General features: G+C 65.0%; 7 protein-coding genes. All 7 read left to right on the top strand.

Features of this window, described 5'->3' with window-relative positions; all coding sequences use genetic code 11:
- Positions 1 to 4 precede the first annotated feature (4 nt).
- The 7 genes from YS110_05445 (at position 5) to YS110_05415 (ending at position 17188) form a co-directional block, all read left to right on the top strand.
- A complete protein-coding gene (locus tag YS110_05445) occupies positions 5 to 3763 on the top strand; it encodes a hypothetical protein (GenBank protein ID UJB64238.1) in 3759 nt (1252 codons plus the stop codon).
- An 11-nt stretch (positions 3764 to 3774) separates the two neighbouring features.
- Complete coding sequence (locus tag YS110_05440) at positions 3775 to 8118, top strand: carboxypeptidase regulatory-like domain-containing protein (protein UJB64237.1); 4344 nt, start codon at positions 3775 to 3777, stop codon at positions 8116 to 8118.
- A 27-nt stretch (positions 8119 to 8145) separates the two neighbouring features.
- Positions 8146 to 12405: an RHS repeat protein gene (locus tag YS110_05435; protein ID UJB64236.1), complete on the top strand. Its 4260-nt coding sequence runs from the start codon at positions 8146 to 8148 to the stop codon at positions 12403 to 12405.
- Positions 12402 to 12860 carry a sel1 repeat family protein gene (locus YS110_05430; GenBank protein UJB64235.1) on the top strand — a complete coding sequence of 153 codons (459 nt, stop codon included), beginning with the start codon at positions 12402 to 12404 and terminating at the stop codon, positions 12858 to 12860. Before YS110_05435 ends, YS110_05430 begins: the two co-directional genes overlap by 4 nt.
- Positions 12861 to 13023: 163 nt before the next feature.
- On the top strand, positions 13024 to 14265 hold the full coding sequence (locus YS110_05425; GenBank protein ID UJB64234.1) for an NADH:flavin oxidoreductase/NADH oxidase family protein: 1242 nt from the start codon (positions 13024 to 13026) through the stop codon (positions 14263 to 14265).
- A 96-nt stretch (positions 14266 to 14361) separates the two neighbouring features.
- Positions 14362 to 15252, top strand: a complete 891-nt coding sequence (gene yddG, locus YS110_05420) for an aromatic amino acid DMT transporter YddG (GenBank protein ID UJB64233.1) — start codon at positions 14362 to 14364, stop codon at positions 15250 to 15252.
- Positions 15253 to 15322: 70 nt separating this feature from the next.
- On the top strand, positions 15323 to 17188 hold the full coding sequence (locus tag YS110_05415) for an acyl-CoA dehydrogenase (GenBank protein UJB64232.1): 1866 nt from the start codon (positions 15323 to 15325) through the stop codon (positions 17186 to 17188).
- Positions 17189 to 17287: the final 99 nt, after the last annotated feature.

Raw genomic sequence — 17287 nt, 5'->3', positions numbered from 1 at the left:
CTCCATGCGCTTGACCTGGAACCCCGTGAACTTCTTGCAATGGTGCTTGCGGCTGTGCTGTGCCCTGGCGTTGCTCATGGCGCATGCGCATGCGGCCACCCCGGTGTCGGGCCTGATCGGTTCCTCCACCACCTGGCGGGCGGCGCAGTCGCCCTACGTGCTGCAGGGCGACGTGATCCTCGACAACAACGCCACCCTGGTCATCGAGCCCGGCGTGGAAGTGCGCATGGAGGCGGGGGCGAGCTTCACGCTCAGGCGGGGTGCGTTGCAGGCCTTGGGCACGGCTGCGCAGCCCATCGTGGTGACATCGAACGCAGCCACACCGGCGCCCGGAGACTGGAGCCAGTGGCGCTTCACGGCCGGAACCGTGAGCGCACAGACGCAACTGGACAACGTGCGCATCGCCTACGGCAGCGGCGTGGTCATCGAAGGCGCGTCTCCGGTGCTGAACAACGTCGCCATCCAGAACCACAGCGGCCCGGCCATCGGCATCGACCTTGCCGCGTCCCCCATCGGCAAGGGCCTGAGCGCCAGCGGCAACACGCTCAACGCCATCGCCGTGCCCAGCGGCACCATTCGCAGCCAGGTCGTGTGGGGTTTGGTCGGCATACCCTACCTGGTGCAGTCCGGGCTGGTGCAGGTGGGCCAGGCGCCGCTGGCCCTCGACCCCGCCCGGCTCCGGTTGAGTCCGGGCGTGGTCGCCGTGTTGCGCCTGTCGTTGAATGCACCGGCTCCGGCGGGAGGCTTCAATGTCGACCTGACCAGCAGCGTGCCTTCCGTCGCGTCCGTGGCGGCCCGTGCCACCGTGGCTGCAGGCCAGGCGGGTGCTGACGTGGAAGTACAGGCCAACGCCGTGGGCACCACCACCATCACGGCCAGCCAGAGCGCGCTGGGCACGGCAGTGGCGCAAGTGGAAGTGGTCAACCTGCCCATGCTGGAGATTGCACCCGGCGCTCCCACGGTGGGGGTTCAGCGGCCCTATCCCATGCTGCTTAAGCTGCCGCAGCCCGCGCCTGCTGGGGGGCTGTCCGTGCTGTTGAGCAGTTCCGACACCTCCGTCGTGCGTGCCCCCGCAAGCCTGTTCGTGCCAGCAGGGCAGCAGGGCGCGAGTTTCGAGGTCACCGGGTTGGTCGAGGGTGTCAGCAGGGTCAGCGCCCAGGCCGAAGGCTTTGCCACTGGCCTGGCGACGGTGACCGTGCGCAGCAAGTCGCTGGTGCTGCCGGGGAGCGTAGTGGTTGCCCCCGGTGCCCAGACACCTGTAACGCTGGAGCTGACCGAGCCCGCGCCTGCAGGCGGCCTCAGCGTGAGCCTGAACACGGGCGCGTCATCCATTGCTTCCGCTCCTGAAACCGTCACCGTCGCGGCGGGCAGCAGCCAGGCCAGTTTCAGCGTCGCCGGTGTGGCCCTTGGCTCCACCACCTTGCAGGCCAGCGCAAGCGGCTACCAGGCAGCGCAGGCCACGGTGCGGGTCGATGCCATCGGAATCGATATCGAGCCGGGCGGCAACCTGGCACTCAGCATCGACCAGGTGCTGACGCGCCGCGTCATCCTGTCCAAAGCGGCTCCGCCGGGTGGCGTCATCGTCAAGGTGGCTTCGGCCGATCCCGCCATTGCCACCGTGAGCCCGGCAGAGGTGTTCGTGCCGCAGGGGCAGATCCTGGGGCTTGTTCCGCTGACGGTGAAAGGAATCGGGCTGGGTACTGTGGCGATCAATTTGTCGGCTCCGGGGTTGATAAATAAGGCCGTGCCTGTCCTGGTGCGCGAGAAGATCGACCTCAGGTTCTTCATGGCGAATAACCAATCAAAGGTGGTGGTGGGCAAAGGGATGCGCACCTATACCTATTACGACTCTTCTGCAGAGCTTTTTGTGGGGCGCATGGTCAAGGGGGTGGTTTCCAATCCTGCGGAGCCGCTGACCATTAGTTTGCGTTGTGTAGATGTGAGCATTTGCACAGTGCCTGCTACGGTAACGATTGCTGCCAACAACGGGTACGCGGCCATTCCTGTGACGGGAGTCGGAATCGGCAGTACCGTCATTGAGGCCACGGCGCAGGGAGTGACAGCGGCTACGCCGATACCGGTGGAGGTGGTGTCACCTGTCGTCAATTTCAGCAATCTGGACGGCACCCGCACGACGGCCAGCGTGCGGGACAACTTCACTTTGCAACTGAGCGTTCCAGGTGCCTATTACTCGACGTCGCAATACGCTGTTTCGCCTCTGACTGTCAGCCTGAGCTTGGCGGAGCAAATGCCTGCGGGGGTGGTGAGCGGTATTTATAACGCTGCCACGGGCGGTGCGGTGGTGAACCAGATTGTGATTGGTGCATCGAGAAACTATACGGACACAATCTATGTTGCGCAGCCCGCCCAGGCGGGGACTTACCGGGTGGCCGCAGACATTGCGGGGATTGCCTCGGGCCAGTCTGCTGTGCAGACCGTGGCCGAGGCCCACATGGGCCTGAAGTTTGCCCAAGCCAACAACCAACCCAAGGTCGTGGTCGGCAAAGGACTGAGAAGCTACAACTACTATGACTACTTGGGAGAGTTGTATGTACAGCGCGTGGTCAATGGGGTAGTGGCCAATGGTGCACAGCCGCTAACGGTGAGCTTGCGCTGCGTTGATATCGGCGTGTGTAGCGTGCCAGCGAGTGTGACGATTCCCGCCGACAGTAGTCAGGTGGTTGTTTCTGTCACTGGGACGGGTGTTGGCAGCACCGTGATCGAAGCCACGGCGCAGGGAGTGACAGCGGCTACGCCGATACCGGTGGAGGTGGTGTCACCTGTCGTCAATTTCAGCAATCTGGACGGCACCCGCACGACGGCCAGCGTGCGGGACAACTTCACTTTGCAACTGAGCGTTCCAGGTGCCTATTACTCGACGTCGCAATACGCTGTTTCGCCTCTGACTGTCAGCCTGAGCTTGGCGGAGCAAATGCCTGCGGGGGTGGTGAGCGGTATTTATAACGCTGCCACGGGCGGTGCGGTGGTGAACCAGATTGTGATTGGTGCATCGAGAAACTATACGGACACAATCTATGTTGCGCAGCCCGCCCAGGCGGGGACTTACCGGGTGGCCGCAGACATTGCGGGGATTGCCTTGGGCCAGTCCGTCGTGCAGACCGTGGCCGAGGCCAACCAAGGCTTGCGGTTGTCGCAGGCAGAAAACAAGTCCAAGGTCATCGTTGGCAAATCACTCCGAAGCTATGCATCGGAGCTGAGCGTCCAGCGCGTCATCAACGGTACCGTTGCCTCGGGAGCCGATGCCGTTACGGTGAGCTTGCGCTGCGTGGCGGAAACCGTGTGCACCGTGCCCACCACGGTGACCATTCCAGCGGGCAGCACCGAGGCCGCGGTTCAGATAACGGGAGTGGACGTTGGCAGTACCCAGATCGAGGCGACTGCCTCCGGCTTTGAGCCGGCAACCATCAACGTGGAAACCGTCTCGCCGCAACTGGTATTCATCGCAGCCTTGCCAGGCAGCATGACCGTGGGCCAGAAATTCACCTCCACGTATTTCCACGCCTATGTGCCGGGTGCGATCTACAACAACTCCAACACGGTTCCGGCCCAGCCCATCACCATCACGCTCACCAGTTCCGTCCCTTCGGCGGCCACGGTGTCATCAAGCGTGGTTTGGTCAGCGGGCAGCAACACATCCGCCTACGGCACCATCACCGCCACAGCCCCTGGCACTACCCGCATCACCGCCAGCGCACCGGGCTTCGCCCCCGTGACCAGCGGTGACATCACCGTCAACCCCTGAGGGCCGCAGACATGCCAAACCTGATCCGTCTGCGCCATTGCGCCACGTCGTTTGCTGCCATGGCCCGCGCCAGCCTGGCCGCCGCAGCCCTGCTGGTGGGCACGCTGGCTACCGCGCCAGCCCATGCCGCTGATCCGGCACAGCTCACCATCGCCAACGGCGTGGTCGTCAAGTTCGGCCCCGGCGCGGGCCTGCAGGTGCGCGACCGGCTTTTCACCGGCGCCGGCGTCACCTTCACCAGCATGGCCGACGACTCGGTGGGCGGCCAGGTGCGGGCCGCTCCCGGTACGCCCCAGCGGGGCGACTGGCTCGGCCTGCTGATCGAAGGCAGCGTCACACCCCAGGCCCTGGGCATCAACGGCCTGGCCCTGCGCTACGGTGGCGGCTCCACTGGGCTGCCCGCAGGCGTGCAAGGCGGTGCGGCCCTGGTGCTGCCGGGCGGTGGCTACGGCATCGCCAACCTGCAGGCCACGCACAGCACCGTGGGCGTGCGCGTTATCGGCAGCGGTGCGCCCAGCTTCTCCCAATCGCGCCTGGTGCAGAACGCCACCGGCTTGCTGGCCGAGCAGGGCGCGGCCCCGGCGGTAGAAGCATCCGACCTCTCCGCCAACACCGACTACGGTGTGCGCAATACCCAGCCTGCCGCCGTGGTGCGCGCGCAGGGCAACTGGTGGGGCCACGCCACCGGCCCGCGCGACCCAGTGGCCAACCCAGGCGGGCAGGGCAGCGCCGTTTCATCGGGTGTGGATTACGGCCAGCACCTGCAGGCCGAGCCCGTGCTCACCTGCACCATGGCACCCACGGCGGGCTACTTCACCCGCACGCGGCAGATCGCGCTGCGGCTGGACTGCCCGCAGGCCGCGCAGTACCGCATTGCCGAGCAAACCCCTTTCACCACCGAGCCCTGGCAGAACATGGCGGGCACGCCCACGCTCGCCGGCTACACCCTTTCGTCCACGCCGGGCGACAAGATGCTCCACGTCGAGTTCCGCACGGCGCAGGGCAGCGCCAACATCTTCTCCCTGGCGCAGCCCATCGGCTACGCCCCGGCGGGCCCGCTTGTCACCATCGATCAGCCTGCCGCCGGGGCTGTGCTGGCGCAAGACACCCTCGTGTCCCTCTCCGCCACCGACCCCGATGGCGTGGCCAGTGTCGAATTGCTCCTGGGCACCCAGCGCCTCGCGCTCTGGAATGCGCCCCCTTATCAAACCACCTGGGCCTTGGCCAGCGTGCCCAACGGCACCTACGTGCTCAACGCCAAGGCCACCGGCACCAGCGGCATCACCAGCACCACCAGCCGCTCCGTGGTCGTGCAAAAGCAAGGCGGCCCCAGCGCCGTGGTCAGCGCCACCTTTGGCGGTAGCCCGCTCGTGGCCAACGCCATGCTCACCCACCCCGGCCTGCTCGCCATCACCGCGCAAAGCCCCGTGGGCGTGGCGCGCATCCAGGCCAGCGTGAACGGCGCGCCCCTCTACAGCCAGACCTACGCCAACACCCCCACGGCCACGGCCAGCCAGTTCATCGACTTCGCCCAGTTGCCCAACGGCGCCCACACCCTGGCCATCACCGCCACCGACGCCGACAGCGGCCAGACGCTGCTCACCATCCCCTTCACGCTGGACATGAACGCGCCGCCCGCGCCGGCCATCACCGCCCCGGCGGGCGGAGCCAAGGTCAGCGTGCCCCAGGTCGGCGTCGCGGGCACGGCGCAGCCCGGTGCCAGCGTGCAGCTCTACCTGAACGGCCAGAGCACCGGCAACCCCCTGGCCGCCAGCGCCAGCGGCGCCTTCTCCGGCCAGGTCACCCTGGCCGAAGGCACGCACCAGCTCAGCGCGCGCGCCAGCAACAGCCGGGGCCAGGGCCCGGCCAGCAGCGCCGTGGCCGTCACCTACGCGCCCAGCGTGCCCACCGTGGTCTTCGTCAACCCGCCCGAAGGCGCGGTGCTCAGCGCCAATACCACGCTCGAAGTCAGCGCCCTCGACGCGGGCGGCATCGCCAAGGTGGAATTCCTCGCCAACGGCCAGCCCCTGGCCAGCCGCACCAGCGCCCCCTGGAGCGTGTCCTGGCCCGCCGCCACGCTGGCCGACGGCGCCTACACCCTGCAGGCCATCGCCACCAACACCGCCGGCAAAACCGCCCAGGCCAGCCGCAGCGTGCAGGTGCAGAAGGTGGTGCCCCCGCCACCCCCGCCCCCGCCGCCCTACGTGGCGCGCAGCGTCACCGCCACGCCCGCGCTCTCCTTCGGCCAGAGCAGCGTGCAAATCCAGGGCGAAGCCGTCTCCAGCGAAGGCGCCCAGCCCATGCCCAACGCGGCGTTGCGCATGGTGCTGCGCGTGCAGGGCTTCGAGCGGCGCTTCAACCTGGTGAGCGACGCCGCCGGGCGCTTCGCCTACACCTTCGCGCCGCAGGCCAACGACGCCGGCAGCTACGAAGTGCGCGTGATCCACCCCGACGTCACCACCTACGCCAAGGACGCGCCCCAGGCAGTCTTCACCATCAACCGCCTGGGTGTGAACTACGCGCAGTACACGCTGAACGCCATCCGCGGCTTCGCTAGCACGGCGCAGCTCAGCGTCACGGCCAGCAGCGGCACCGGCGCCACCGGCGTGCACTGGCAGGCGCTGGCCGCTGACCAGCCCTCGGGCGCGCTGCCGCCCGGCATCACGCTGGACCTGGGCAGCCCCGTCAACATCGCCGCCGGCACCAGCGCCCCCGTCAACATCCAGCTCACCGGCGGCCCCGGCGCGGGCGAGAGCGGCACCATCCTCCTCAAGCTCTTCGCCACCGAGAGCGGCAGCCAGCCACGCGCCGAACTGCGCCTGGACTACCGCCTGCACGAAGCGCGCCCCGGCCTCACCCCCAGCCCCACGGCGCTGGAGCTGGGCGTGCAGCAAGGCAAGAGCATCAGCGGCAAACTCACCCTCACCAACAAAGGCTACGCCCCCGCGCAAAACGTGCAGGTGGCCCTGCAGGCACGCGGCGGCGGCGCCGCCCCCGCATGGGTCAGCCTCGACAGCGCCCCCGACATCGGCGCCATCGACCTGGGGCAAAGCGCCTTGGTGCAAATCACCGCCCGCCCCGGCACCGACGTGGCCGACGGCTACCACCAGCTGCAACTGCGCATCAGCGCCGCCAACGACGCCGGCGGCACCGTGCCCATCACCATCGCCGTCGCGCGCGACGGCCAGGGCACCGCGCGCTTCAAGCTCGTGGACATCTACACCGGTACCCTCGACGCCCAGGGCCAGCCCGTGGAAGGCCTGGCCGGCGCACGCATCACCCTGCAAAACGAAGCCCTCACCGGCGACATCCGCAGCGCCACCAGCAACGCCCAGGGCATCGCCGAATACAGCGCCATCCCACCCGGCAACTACCGCTGGCGCGCCAGCGCCCCACGCCACCAGGACGCCAGCGGGCGCCTCACGGTGTACCCCGGCGTCACCGCCAACGAACGCGTCTTCCTCGACTACCAGGTCGTCAGCATCGAATTCAGCGTGACCGAGACCACCATCAAGGACGAATACGCCATCGTGCTCGACGCCACGTACCAGACCCAGGTACCGGCCCCTGTCGTCCTGCTGGAGCCCATGAGCATCAGCCTGCCCGCGCTGCAGCAAGGCGAAGAACACACCGGCGAACTCACCCTGAGCAACTACGGCCTGGTGCGCGCGGACAACCTGCAATACGCGCTGCCCGCCAGCGACGCGAACTACAAGTACGAATACTTCGGCCAGCTCCCCACCCAGCTCGCCGCCAAGAGCCGCGTCAGCATCCCGTACCGCATCACCGCGCTGCAGGCGCTCAAGAGCGGCGTGGCGCTGAACCTGGCGCCCGCGCACAAGCTCGAGCAACTCACCAGCGGCAAACCCCCGCAGCCCGCCGGCCCGGTGCAAAACGCCATACGCGCCTTCCTGCGCACGGGTGACAGCCAGGCCATCGACAAAACCGCCAGCAGCGCCGCCACCGTGCAGGCCGCCGCCAAGGCCGCCAGTTGCAGCAGCTACCAGACGCAAGGGTGCGTGGCCTACGACTACGACTGCGCGGCGGGCGACAAGCGCAGCGGCAGCGCATGCAGCAGCATCAGCCGGGTCACGGGCAGCGGGTGCGGCGGGCCTGGCAGCAGTGGCGGCACCAGCGGCCCCACATCAGGCATTGGAGACGTCTGGGGCGGCGGCGCGTGGGCTGCTGGCGGCGCCATGCCCCTGGTGCCCACCTGCATGCCCACCTGCACTGACTGTTCGGCCGGAGGCGGCCCGGGCGGAGGAGGGGGCGGCGGTGGCGGAGGTGGAGGCTCCGCAGGCCCGGGAGGCGGTGGCGCAGGAGGCGGCCCTAGCACCAGCATGGGCGCCAACTGACAGACAAACAACATCACAGGACAAGCAATGACTCTCAAAACAATAGCTGCTGGCGCTTGCTGCATAAGGGCTGGAGGCCCATTCTTCTTAAAATCCATCGCTGCCCTGGCGTTGAGCCTGGCCCTGAGCCTGGGCACCGGCCTGGCCCACGCCCAACCCAGCACACGCCAGGTCAGCCTGCCCAACCAGGACTACACGGAAAGCACCGAAGACCTGGCGGTCAAGGTACTGGGCGGGCAAGTGGCCATCAACCGTACCTGGACATTCGGCCGCTGGTACCTCAACGACCGCTGGGCCGACCTGGTACTGCAGCCCGACCCGCTGGGCGGCGTACTCGCAGTCAACCGGGCCGACCGCATCTACACCCGCGTCAGCGGCACCGCGCAGCCCACCTACCGCTTCGACGAAAACAACATCATCAAGGCCACCGGCCCGGACGCCGCCCCCCTCACCGGCTGGCAGTGGTACGACCGCGAAGGCAACACCATCGACTACGACGCCACGGGCCGCATGCTCGGCTGGGCCAACGCCGCAGGCGTCAAAGTCACGCTGGCGCGCGACAGCCAGGGCCGCCTGAGCGCCGTCAAGGACCACCACGGGCGCGAAGTCCTCACCCTGCAATACAACGCCAGCGGCCAGCCCGCCACCATCAGCGACAACACCGGGCGCAGCGTGCGCTACGAATGGAGCGTGCCCGGCGCCAGCGCAGGCACAGGCCCCAACGGCAGCATAGGCACCGCCTTGCTCACCCAGGTCACCGACACACGCGGCGGCACCTGGCGCTACACCTACACCGCAGGCGGCTACATCCAGACCCGCACCGACCCGGCAGGCGGGCAAATCCGCCTGAGCTACATGACCCAGCCCGCGCGCGTCGTCATGGCCACCGGCATGGCCAGCACAGGCACCGGCAGCACCAAAGTCAGCCTGCCCCCGGCCCCGCGCATCGCCAGCCTGACGGATGAAACCGGCGGCGTCACCAACTACCGCATCGACTACGACCGCGTGCGCCGCGAATACCTGGTCAACATCCAGCAGCCCGGCGGCAGCGTGCACCAGCGCCGCTACGACAGCGGCGGCAAACTGCTGCAAAACAGCGTGGACGGCATGGAGCTGAGCGTAGTCAGCAAAGTCAGCGCCACGCAGGAACGCATCACCGACGCGCGCGGCCTGGTCACCACCATCCAATACGACAGCGCCAGCAGCAAAAGGCCCATCAAGACCATCCACCCGGATGGCAGCAGCGAAACCAGCAGCTACGACCCGGTGTACAACCGCAAGACCCGGCACACCAACGCCTTGGGCATCGTCAGCACCTGGGCCTACGATGCGCAGGGCAACACCACCCAATACGTGGAAGCGCAAGGAAAACCGGAGCAGCGCGCCACGCACTACGGCTACGACCAGTGGGGCCAGATGACCACAAAAACAAGAGGCGCTGGCGATGGGCGGGGGCCAGACGCTATCACCGAGAGGTTTGAATACGACGACGCGGGCAACGTGACCAAGGTCATCGACGGGGAAGGACACGCAACCCGCTACAGCTACAACAGTCTGGGCCAAGTGCTGAGCCAGACCAACGCGCTGGGCTACACCACCACCTACACCTACGACGCGGCGGGTAACCGGACCAGCAGCACGAATGCGCTGAATGAAACCGTCAACTACGGCTACGACGCCAGGGGGCGCAAGACGCAGACCGTCAGCGCCGAAGGGCGGAAACAGGCCGTGGTTTATGACAGTGCAGGCCGGGTTACCGAAACCATGGCCCCCGGACAAAGCGCAGGCCAGGGAACGCGCATCGGGTACGACCAGGCAGGTAACCAGAGCCAGATCACCAGTCCGAGCGGCCTTGTAACGAAAACCAGCTACGACAGCCAGGGGCGTATCACGCGAATAGAAGACCCGGCGGGCAACGTCACCACCTACGAATACGGGGCCAAGGGCAGTCCGCTGGCGGGTTTACTCACAGCAACCAACTACCCCACCTACAAGGAAACTTACCAGTACGACCAGCGGGGCAGACAGACCGCCGCCACCCAGCACCTGAGCGCAGACCAGACCAGAACCCAGCGCCAGAGTTACGACGCCATGGGGCAGCGTATCAGCAGCACCGACCCGGCAGGCCGCACCACGCTGTACCAATACGACGGCCTGGGCCGCGTGGCGCAAACCACTGACCCTATGGCACAGCACACCCGGCAAGGATGGAATGCTCATGACCAGCTTGTGAGTCTGACGGATGCCAATGGCAATACGCACTGGTTTGAATACGACAAGAGGGGGAATAAGACCAAGGAAACTCGGCCCATGGGCGGCGCCATCCTGTACAGCTATGACGCGGTAGGCAATATAAATCAGAGGACGGATGCAGGCGGTAATACCAGGGCCTATACCTATGACGCCGCCGCAAGGTTGGTGCAGGAAGAACACAAGCTGAATGGATTGACGCTGGATCAGCGTATCTCTTACCAATATGACAAGGATGGATTGCTCATCAGCTATGTACAGAACGATGGCAGCGGATCTCTGATTAGCAGTGCTACGTATACCCAAGATGCGCAGGGGCGAAACGCCCAAAGTGCCATCACCTATGGCAAGCTGGATGGCAGCGGTGTATTGAACTTCACTCTGGGGCAGAGCTTCAACCAAGATGGACAACTGGCCAGTCATACTTATCCGGATGGCAGTCAGCAAACCTACAGTTATGCTAATGGGCACCTGGCCAAGGTGACACTGCCCAACGGCAGTGGAATCAGCTACCAGGATTACCAATGGATGCAGCCTACGTGCATTCAGATGCCCGGGGCTACTAGTACTATCGCATACGATGCTTTGCAGCGGTATATTAGTATTGATGTGCGCAATAACACGAGCCAACTTTTGATTGGTCGTAAATATAAATATGATTCCTCTGGGAATATCGCGGAAATTCAGTTCGATATAGGTGGGGTGGAGTATAATTACGACTCACTCGGTCGCTTGACGCAAGCCCGTCCGGATAATATTTTGCAAGCGCTGGGATTGCCGCAAGAACAATACAGCTACGATGCGGTGGGTAACCGCCTGAGCAGTGCCCACCAACCGGGCACCTGGATTTATAACAGGGATAATCAACTGACACAATATCCTAGAATTGCGCCATTCAGCACGGCGGTATCCCAAGACACGCAGGTGAGCTACACGCAGCAGGGACATATGGCCCAGGAAAAGTCTGGAGCTTGGCAGAGAGATTATCGCTATAATGCGGCTGAGCGGTTAATGGAAATAAGCCATAATGGAAGGGTGACGAACTATCGGTATGACCTTTTTGGGCGTAGAATAATCAAGGACAGCGGGTATCCTAGTTCGGGTGAACCCATTTACTACTTGTACAGTGATATCGGGTTGATGGGAGAGGTGGACAGCCAGGGCATGCTCATCAAAGCGTATGGTTGGAACACCGAGATGGCACAGCAGGGGGGGTGGAGTACAGACCCTATTTGGCAGGCAGAAGTGAGTGGCGGTAGTCTTATTGGTAGCGCTAGTACATACCACTACCTTTATACGGATCATCTGGCAACGCCGATGTTGTCGACGGACAAGGTAGGTAACATAACATGGAAAGGAGTATCAGAAGCATTTGGGGCAACCAAGTCGGATATCTGGGCAACGGAGATGAACCTGAGATTTCCAGGGCAATATTGGGATGGGGAAACAAATAGTCATTACAATTTTCAGCGGGACTACAATGTGGAATTGGGAAGATATATCCAGAGTGATCCAATTGGCTTGAGTGGGGGGGTAAATATTTTTACCTATGCGAATGGAGATCCACTAGGCAGCATTGATCCTGAAGGTCTTTGGGCGATTCAACCAGGGACGAGGCCATGGGAGCACATCCCTGTTGGCGGAGGCAGCGGTGCGGTAGTGTCACCAACCGGTGGTGGCGGTGGGCGCAGCGGCGGGGGAGCGACTGGTGGATCTGGCGCAGGTAGTGCTGGTGGAGGTCGAGTACCAGTTCCTATTCCAGTAGTTGACCCCCATGATCGTCCCTGGCGAAAACGTGATACATGGCATGTGTATGTTAGTTGTCATGTGAAGAAAGAAGTGGTTTGCGAAAATTGTCCGGATTTTATTGGAGGTAATGCATATGGGGGAACATTCACAGAGGCAAATGCTAGAGCTCAATCAGATGCAAATGCAAATTTGTCTTACCAAGGGGCAAAAGGCTGCCAAGCGAGGCACTGTAAAGCAGTTGCTTGTTTTGTTAATGGAAGAGAAATACACTGCCCCCAACCCCAATGAAAAAAACTGAATTGGAAAATTTGACGGCTCTTGCTGGCCGAGGAAGTGCTGAGGCCCAGAATTACCTCGGTGTTTACTATGCCACTGATGGTAATGATAACAAGCAGGCTCTTAAATGGTACCTTAAATCTGCCTGCTCTGGCTATGCTGAGGCTTTGTGGAATGCAGGCAGTATGCTTCTGGATGGAGAGGATGGAATAGAGAAGGATGCAGGACTAGGATTATTGCTTGTAAGGCTTGCGGCAGATGCATTTCAGAGTAGTGCATGTCTTTACTTGTCTCGATGCTATGAGCTGGGTAGGTTGGGTATTCCAATGGAAAGTGAATTGGCTTGTTTTTGGCATCGAATGGCTTATTCTTCAGATAGATTTATGATTCGCAGTAATTCGGTTGAATTGAGTTTGTTGATGCGAAATTTGGTTGTGAGGAAATATATTGATCTACCGCCTTTGTGATCTTTGGAGAGGCAGAGAAAAGGTTGGGTATTTATTTTTTTGTCAGCAGGTTTGCTATAAACCCACCTCGCCGCCGGGGCGCGGCAATCCTTAAAAACCGCTTGACCTTCAAGTGAACTTGAAGCTTATCGTTCTCCCATTGCAAACACGCATGGAGCACGGCATGGCATCGCCCACCCCTTTTTCACCGCTGACATTGCCCAATGGGGCTGTCATTCCCAACCGCCTGGCCAAGGCCGCCATGGAGGAAAACCTGGCCGACGCGGACCATGCGCCGTCGCAGGCCCTGATCCGGCTGTACCGCACCTGGGCCGAGGGCGGCGTTGGCCTGATGGTCACTGGCAACGTCATGGTGGACCGCCGCGCCATGACCGGGCCGGGCGGCGTGGTGCTGGAGTCGGCGCGGTTCGGCGAGCGCTTCGCGGCATGGGCGCAGGCGGCGCGTTCGCAGGGCGCGCAGGTGTGGATGCAGCTCAACCACCCGGGGCGCCAGATGCCTGCGGCGTTGGGGCAGGAGACCTGGGCGCCATCGGCGGTTGCCATGGACCTGGGCAATTTCTCCAGGCAGTTCACGCCGCCCAGGGAGATGACCGAGGCCGGCATCCTGGAGGTCCAGGCGCGCTTCGTCCGGTCGGCGGTGCTGGCGCAGGCGTTCGGCTTCACCGGCGTGCAGATCCACGCCGCGCATGGCTACCTGGTCAGCCAGTTCCTGTCCCCGCTCACCAACCGGCGGCAGGACCGCTGGGGCGGGGCGCTGGAGAACCGGGCGCGGCTGTTGATCGACATCGTGCGGGGCGTGCGCGCGGCCGTGCGGCCGGATTTCGCGGTGTCGGTCAAGCTCAATTCGGCCGACTTCCAGCGCGGTGGCTTCAGCGCCGACGATGCCCGGCAGGTCGTCGCGCTGCTCAATCCGCTCGGTGTGGACCTGATCGAGCTGTCCGGCGGCAGCTACGAGGCGCCGGCCATGCACGGCCAGGCGCGTGACGGGCGCACGCTGGCCCGGGAGGCCTATTTCCTGGAGTTCGCCCAGGACATCGCCTCGGCGGCGCGCATGCCGCTGATGGTGACCGGGGGCATCCGCCGCTATCCGGTGGCCGCGCAGGTGGTGGGCAGCGGCATCGCCATGGCAGGCATGGCCACCGCGCTGGCCGTCGATCCCCACCTGCCGCGCGCGTGGCGTGCCGATCCTGCCGTGGCGCCGGCGCTCCGGCCCATCACCTTCAAGAACAAGGTGCTGGCGTCGGTGGCGTACATGGCCATGGTCAAGCACCAGATGCGCCGCCTGAGCCGGGGCCAGCGCACCCGCCCCAATGTGCTGCCCGGATGCGCGCTGCTGGCGCAGCAGTGGGACACCCTGGTGAAGAACCGGCACTACCGCCGCTGGATGCAGGCCCCGGCGCGGTGATGTGCGGGCTTCGTTTTTGATAGCTGCTCGCGCTTGCTGCAAGCGGTTTCCGGGCCAAAATGCCGCATATTCCAAGCCTGCGGATAATCCCTGCCCATGACCAGCAAGAACAGAGCCACGCTCATCGGCCTCATTGCCATCGTCCTGTGGGCCTCCATCGTGGGGCTGATCCGTGGCGTCAGCCAGGGGCTGGGGGCCACGGGGGGCGCGGCCATGATCTACACCGTGGCCTCGGTGCTGCTGCTGGCCACGGTGGGCTTCACGCGGCTGCGCGACATGCCCCGGCGCTACCTGCTCTGGGGCAGCGTGCTGTTCGTCTCCTACGAGCTGTGCCTGTCGCTGTCCATCGGCTACGCCAACACGGGGCAGCAGGCCATCGAGGTCGGCATGGTCAACTACCTCTGGCCCACCTTCACCATGGTGGCGGCCATCCTGTTCAACGGGCAGCGCGCCAACTGGCTCGTGGTGCCGGGGCTGCTGGTGTCGCTGGCCGGCATTGGCTGGGTGCTGGGGGGCGAGCGCGGCGTGGACCTGGCGGGCATGCTGGAGAACGTGCAGGACAACCCCCTGAGCTACGGCCTGGCCTTCTCCGGCGCGGTGATCTGGGCGGCCTACTGTGCCGTCACGGCGCGCATCGCGCAGGGCAAGAACGGCATTACGCTGTTTTTCATGCTCACGGCCCTGGTGCTGTGGGGCAAGTTCCTGGCGGGCGGGGGCGGCGGCATGCACTGGAGCGTGCCCACGGCCATCCAGCTGGCGTTCGCGGCGGCGGCCATGGGGTTTGGCTACGCGGCGTGGAACGTGGGCATCTTGCATGGCAACGTCACCATCCTGGCGGGGGCGTCGTACTTCATCCCGGTGCTCTCGGCCGCGCTGGCAGCGGCGCTGCTGCGGGTGCCGCTGCCGGCCTCGTTCTGGATCGGGGCGTTCATGGTGTGCGGCGGGGCCATCCTGTGCTGGCTGGCGACGCGGGGCCGGGCGGCCTAGCGGCCTCGCCGCCCATTTGCGTCACGCAGCGGACATGCCGCGCCGGGGCGGTGCTTCCATAATTTGCCGCATGACCACCTCCCTCCGCTCCACCCTCGACTTCCTGCTCTACGACTGGCTGCAAGCCGGGTCGCTCACCGCGCGCGCGCGCTTCGCCGACCATTCGCGCGAGACGTTCGATGCCGTGCTCGACACCTGCGAGCGCATCGCGCGCGAGAAGTACGCGCCGTTCAACCGCACCGTCGATACGCAGGAGCCGCAGTTCGACGGCGAGAAGGTGATCCTGCCGAGTTGCACCCACGATGCGCGCCAGGCCTTCGCCGACAGCGGCATGCTCAGCGCCGCGCAGGACTATGAGATGGGCGGCATGCAACTGCCCTACCTGGTGGAGTCGGCGGCGGGCAGCTTCTTTGGCTGTGCGTCGATCAGCATCGGCTCCAACCTGCTGACCACGGGCAACGCCAACGCTATCCTGGTGCACGGCACGCCCATGCAGCAGCAGGTGTTCGCGGCGAACGAATTCAATGGGCGCTGGTCGGGCACCATGTGCCTGAGCGAGCCGCAGGCGGGCTCGTCCTTGAGCGACATCACCACGCGCGCCGAGGCGGACGGCGAAGGCTTCGCGGCCGACCCGCTGGGCCCGCGCTACCGCCTGCGCGGCAACAAGATGTGGATCAGCTCGGGCGACCACGAGCTGACAGAGAACATCGTGCACCTGGTGCTCGCCAAGATTCCGGGGCCCGACGGCAAGCTGGTGCCGGGCGTCAAGGGCATCTCGCTGTTCATCGTGCCGAAGAAGCTGGTGGACACCGAGGGCAACCTGACCGGCGAGCGCAACGACGTGGCGCTGGCGGGCCTGAACCACAAGCTGGGCTGGCGCGGCACCACCAACACGCTGCTGAACTTCGGCGAGGGCAAGTACCCGGTGCGCGCAGGGCAGGGCGGCGGCTTGGACGGCCGGGGGGCGGGCGCTATCGGCTACCTGGTGGGCCAGCCGGGCGAGGGCCTCAAGTGCATGTTCCACATGATGAACGAGGCACGCATTTCCATCGGCATGGCGGCCACCATGCTCGGGCTGGCGGGCTACTACGCCAGCCTGGACTACGCGAGGACGCGCCTGCAGGGCCGTCCCGTCGGCAACGGCGGCAAGGACGCCAGCGCCCCCCAGGTGCGCCTGATCGAGCACGCCGACGTCAAGCGCATGCTGCTGGCGCAAAAAAGCTACGGCGAGGGCGCGCTGGCGCTCAACCTGTACTGCGCCAGGCTGGTCGATGAAGGTCGCACGGGCGATGCCGAGGCCGCCGCCCAGGCCAAACTGCTGCTGGAAGTGCTCACGCCCATCGCCAAGAGCTGGCCCAGCGAGTTCTGCCTGGAGGCCAATTCGCTCGCCATCCAGATCCACGGCGGCTACGGCTACACGCGCGACTTCCCGGTGGAGCAGTACTGGCGCGACAACCGCCTGAACATGATCCACGAGGGCACGCACGGCATCCAGGCCGCCGATCTGCTGGGCCGCAAGGTCGTCATGCAGGGCGGGGCGGGGCTGCAGCTGCTGGCGCGCACCATCGGGGCCACCATCGCCCAGGCGCGCCAGTACCCCGCGCTGGCGGCCTACGCCGACCAGCTCGCCCAGGCGCTGCAGGACGTGGCCGAAGCTACCCAGGCAGCCTGGGCCACGGGCAACCCGGGCGAGGCCCTGGCCAACGCCGTGCCCTACATGCAGGCCTTCGGCCATGTGGTGCTGGCGTGGATATGGCTTGACGTGGCGCGCAGCGTGCTGGCTGCCGATGCTGCGCTTTCAATCGCTGCCAACGCTGGCCGCATGGGCGCTGCACGCTATTTCTTCCACTACGAACTGCCGAAGATCGGCGCCTGGCTGGGCGTGGTGCGCACGCGCGACGCCACCTGCGCCGCGCTGGCCGAAGACGCCTTCTGAGGCCGTGAACACGTTCTGAGGCCAGCCCGGGCGGCCGTGCCGGTGCCAATCGCACAGGCGACAGCAGTGCCGCCCGGCGCTCTTCACAATACCCCGTCG

The sequence above is a fragment of the Acidovorax sp. YS12 genome (assembly GCA_021496925.1).
In the GTDB taxonomy this organism is placed as follows: domain Bacteria; phylum Pseudomonadota; class Gammaproteobacteria; order Burkholderiales; family Burkholderiaceae_C; genus Paenacidovorax.
The sequence above is the reverse complement of the archived record's forward strand: the minus strand, read 5'-3'. Positions and strand labels throughout refer to the sequence as shown.

Excerpts from the sequence above, each read along its gene's own strand:
- YS110_05445 (UJB64238.1), top strand. The coding sequence starts at position 5 with ATGCGCTTGACCTGGAACCCCGTGAACTTCTTGCAATGGTGCTTGCGG.
- YS110_05440 (UJB64237.1), top strand. The coding sequence starts at position 3,775 with ATGCCAAACCTGATCCGTCTGCGCCATTGCGCCACGTCGTTTGCTGCC.
- YS110_05435 (UJB64236.1), top strand. The coding sequence starts at position 8,146 with ATGACTCTCAAAACAATAGCTGCTGGCGCTTGCTGCATAAGGGCTGGA.
- YS110_05430 (UJB64235.1), top strand. The coding sequence starts at position 12,402 with ATGAAAAAAACTGAATTGGAAAATTTGACGGCTCTTGCTGGCCGAGGA.
- YS110_05425 (UJB64234.1), top strand. The coding sequence starts at position 13,024 with ATGGCATCGCCCACCCCTTTTTCACCGCTGACATTGCCCAATGGGGCT.
- yddG (UJB64233.1), top strand. The coding sequence starts at position 14,362 with ATGACCAGCAAGAACAGAGCCACGCTCATCGGCCTCATTGCCATCGTC.
- YS110_05415 (UJB64232.1), top strand. The coding sequence starts at position 15,323 with ATGACCACCTCCCTCCGCTCCACCCTCGACTTCCTGCTCTACGACTGG.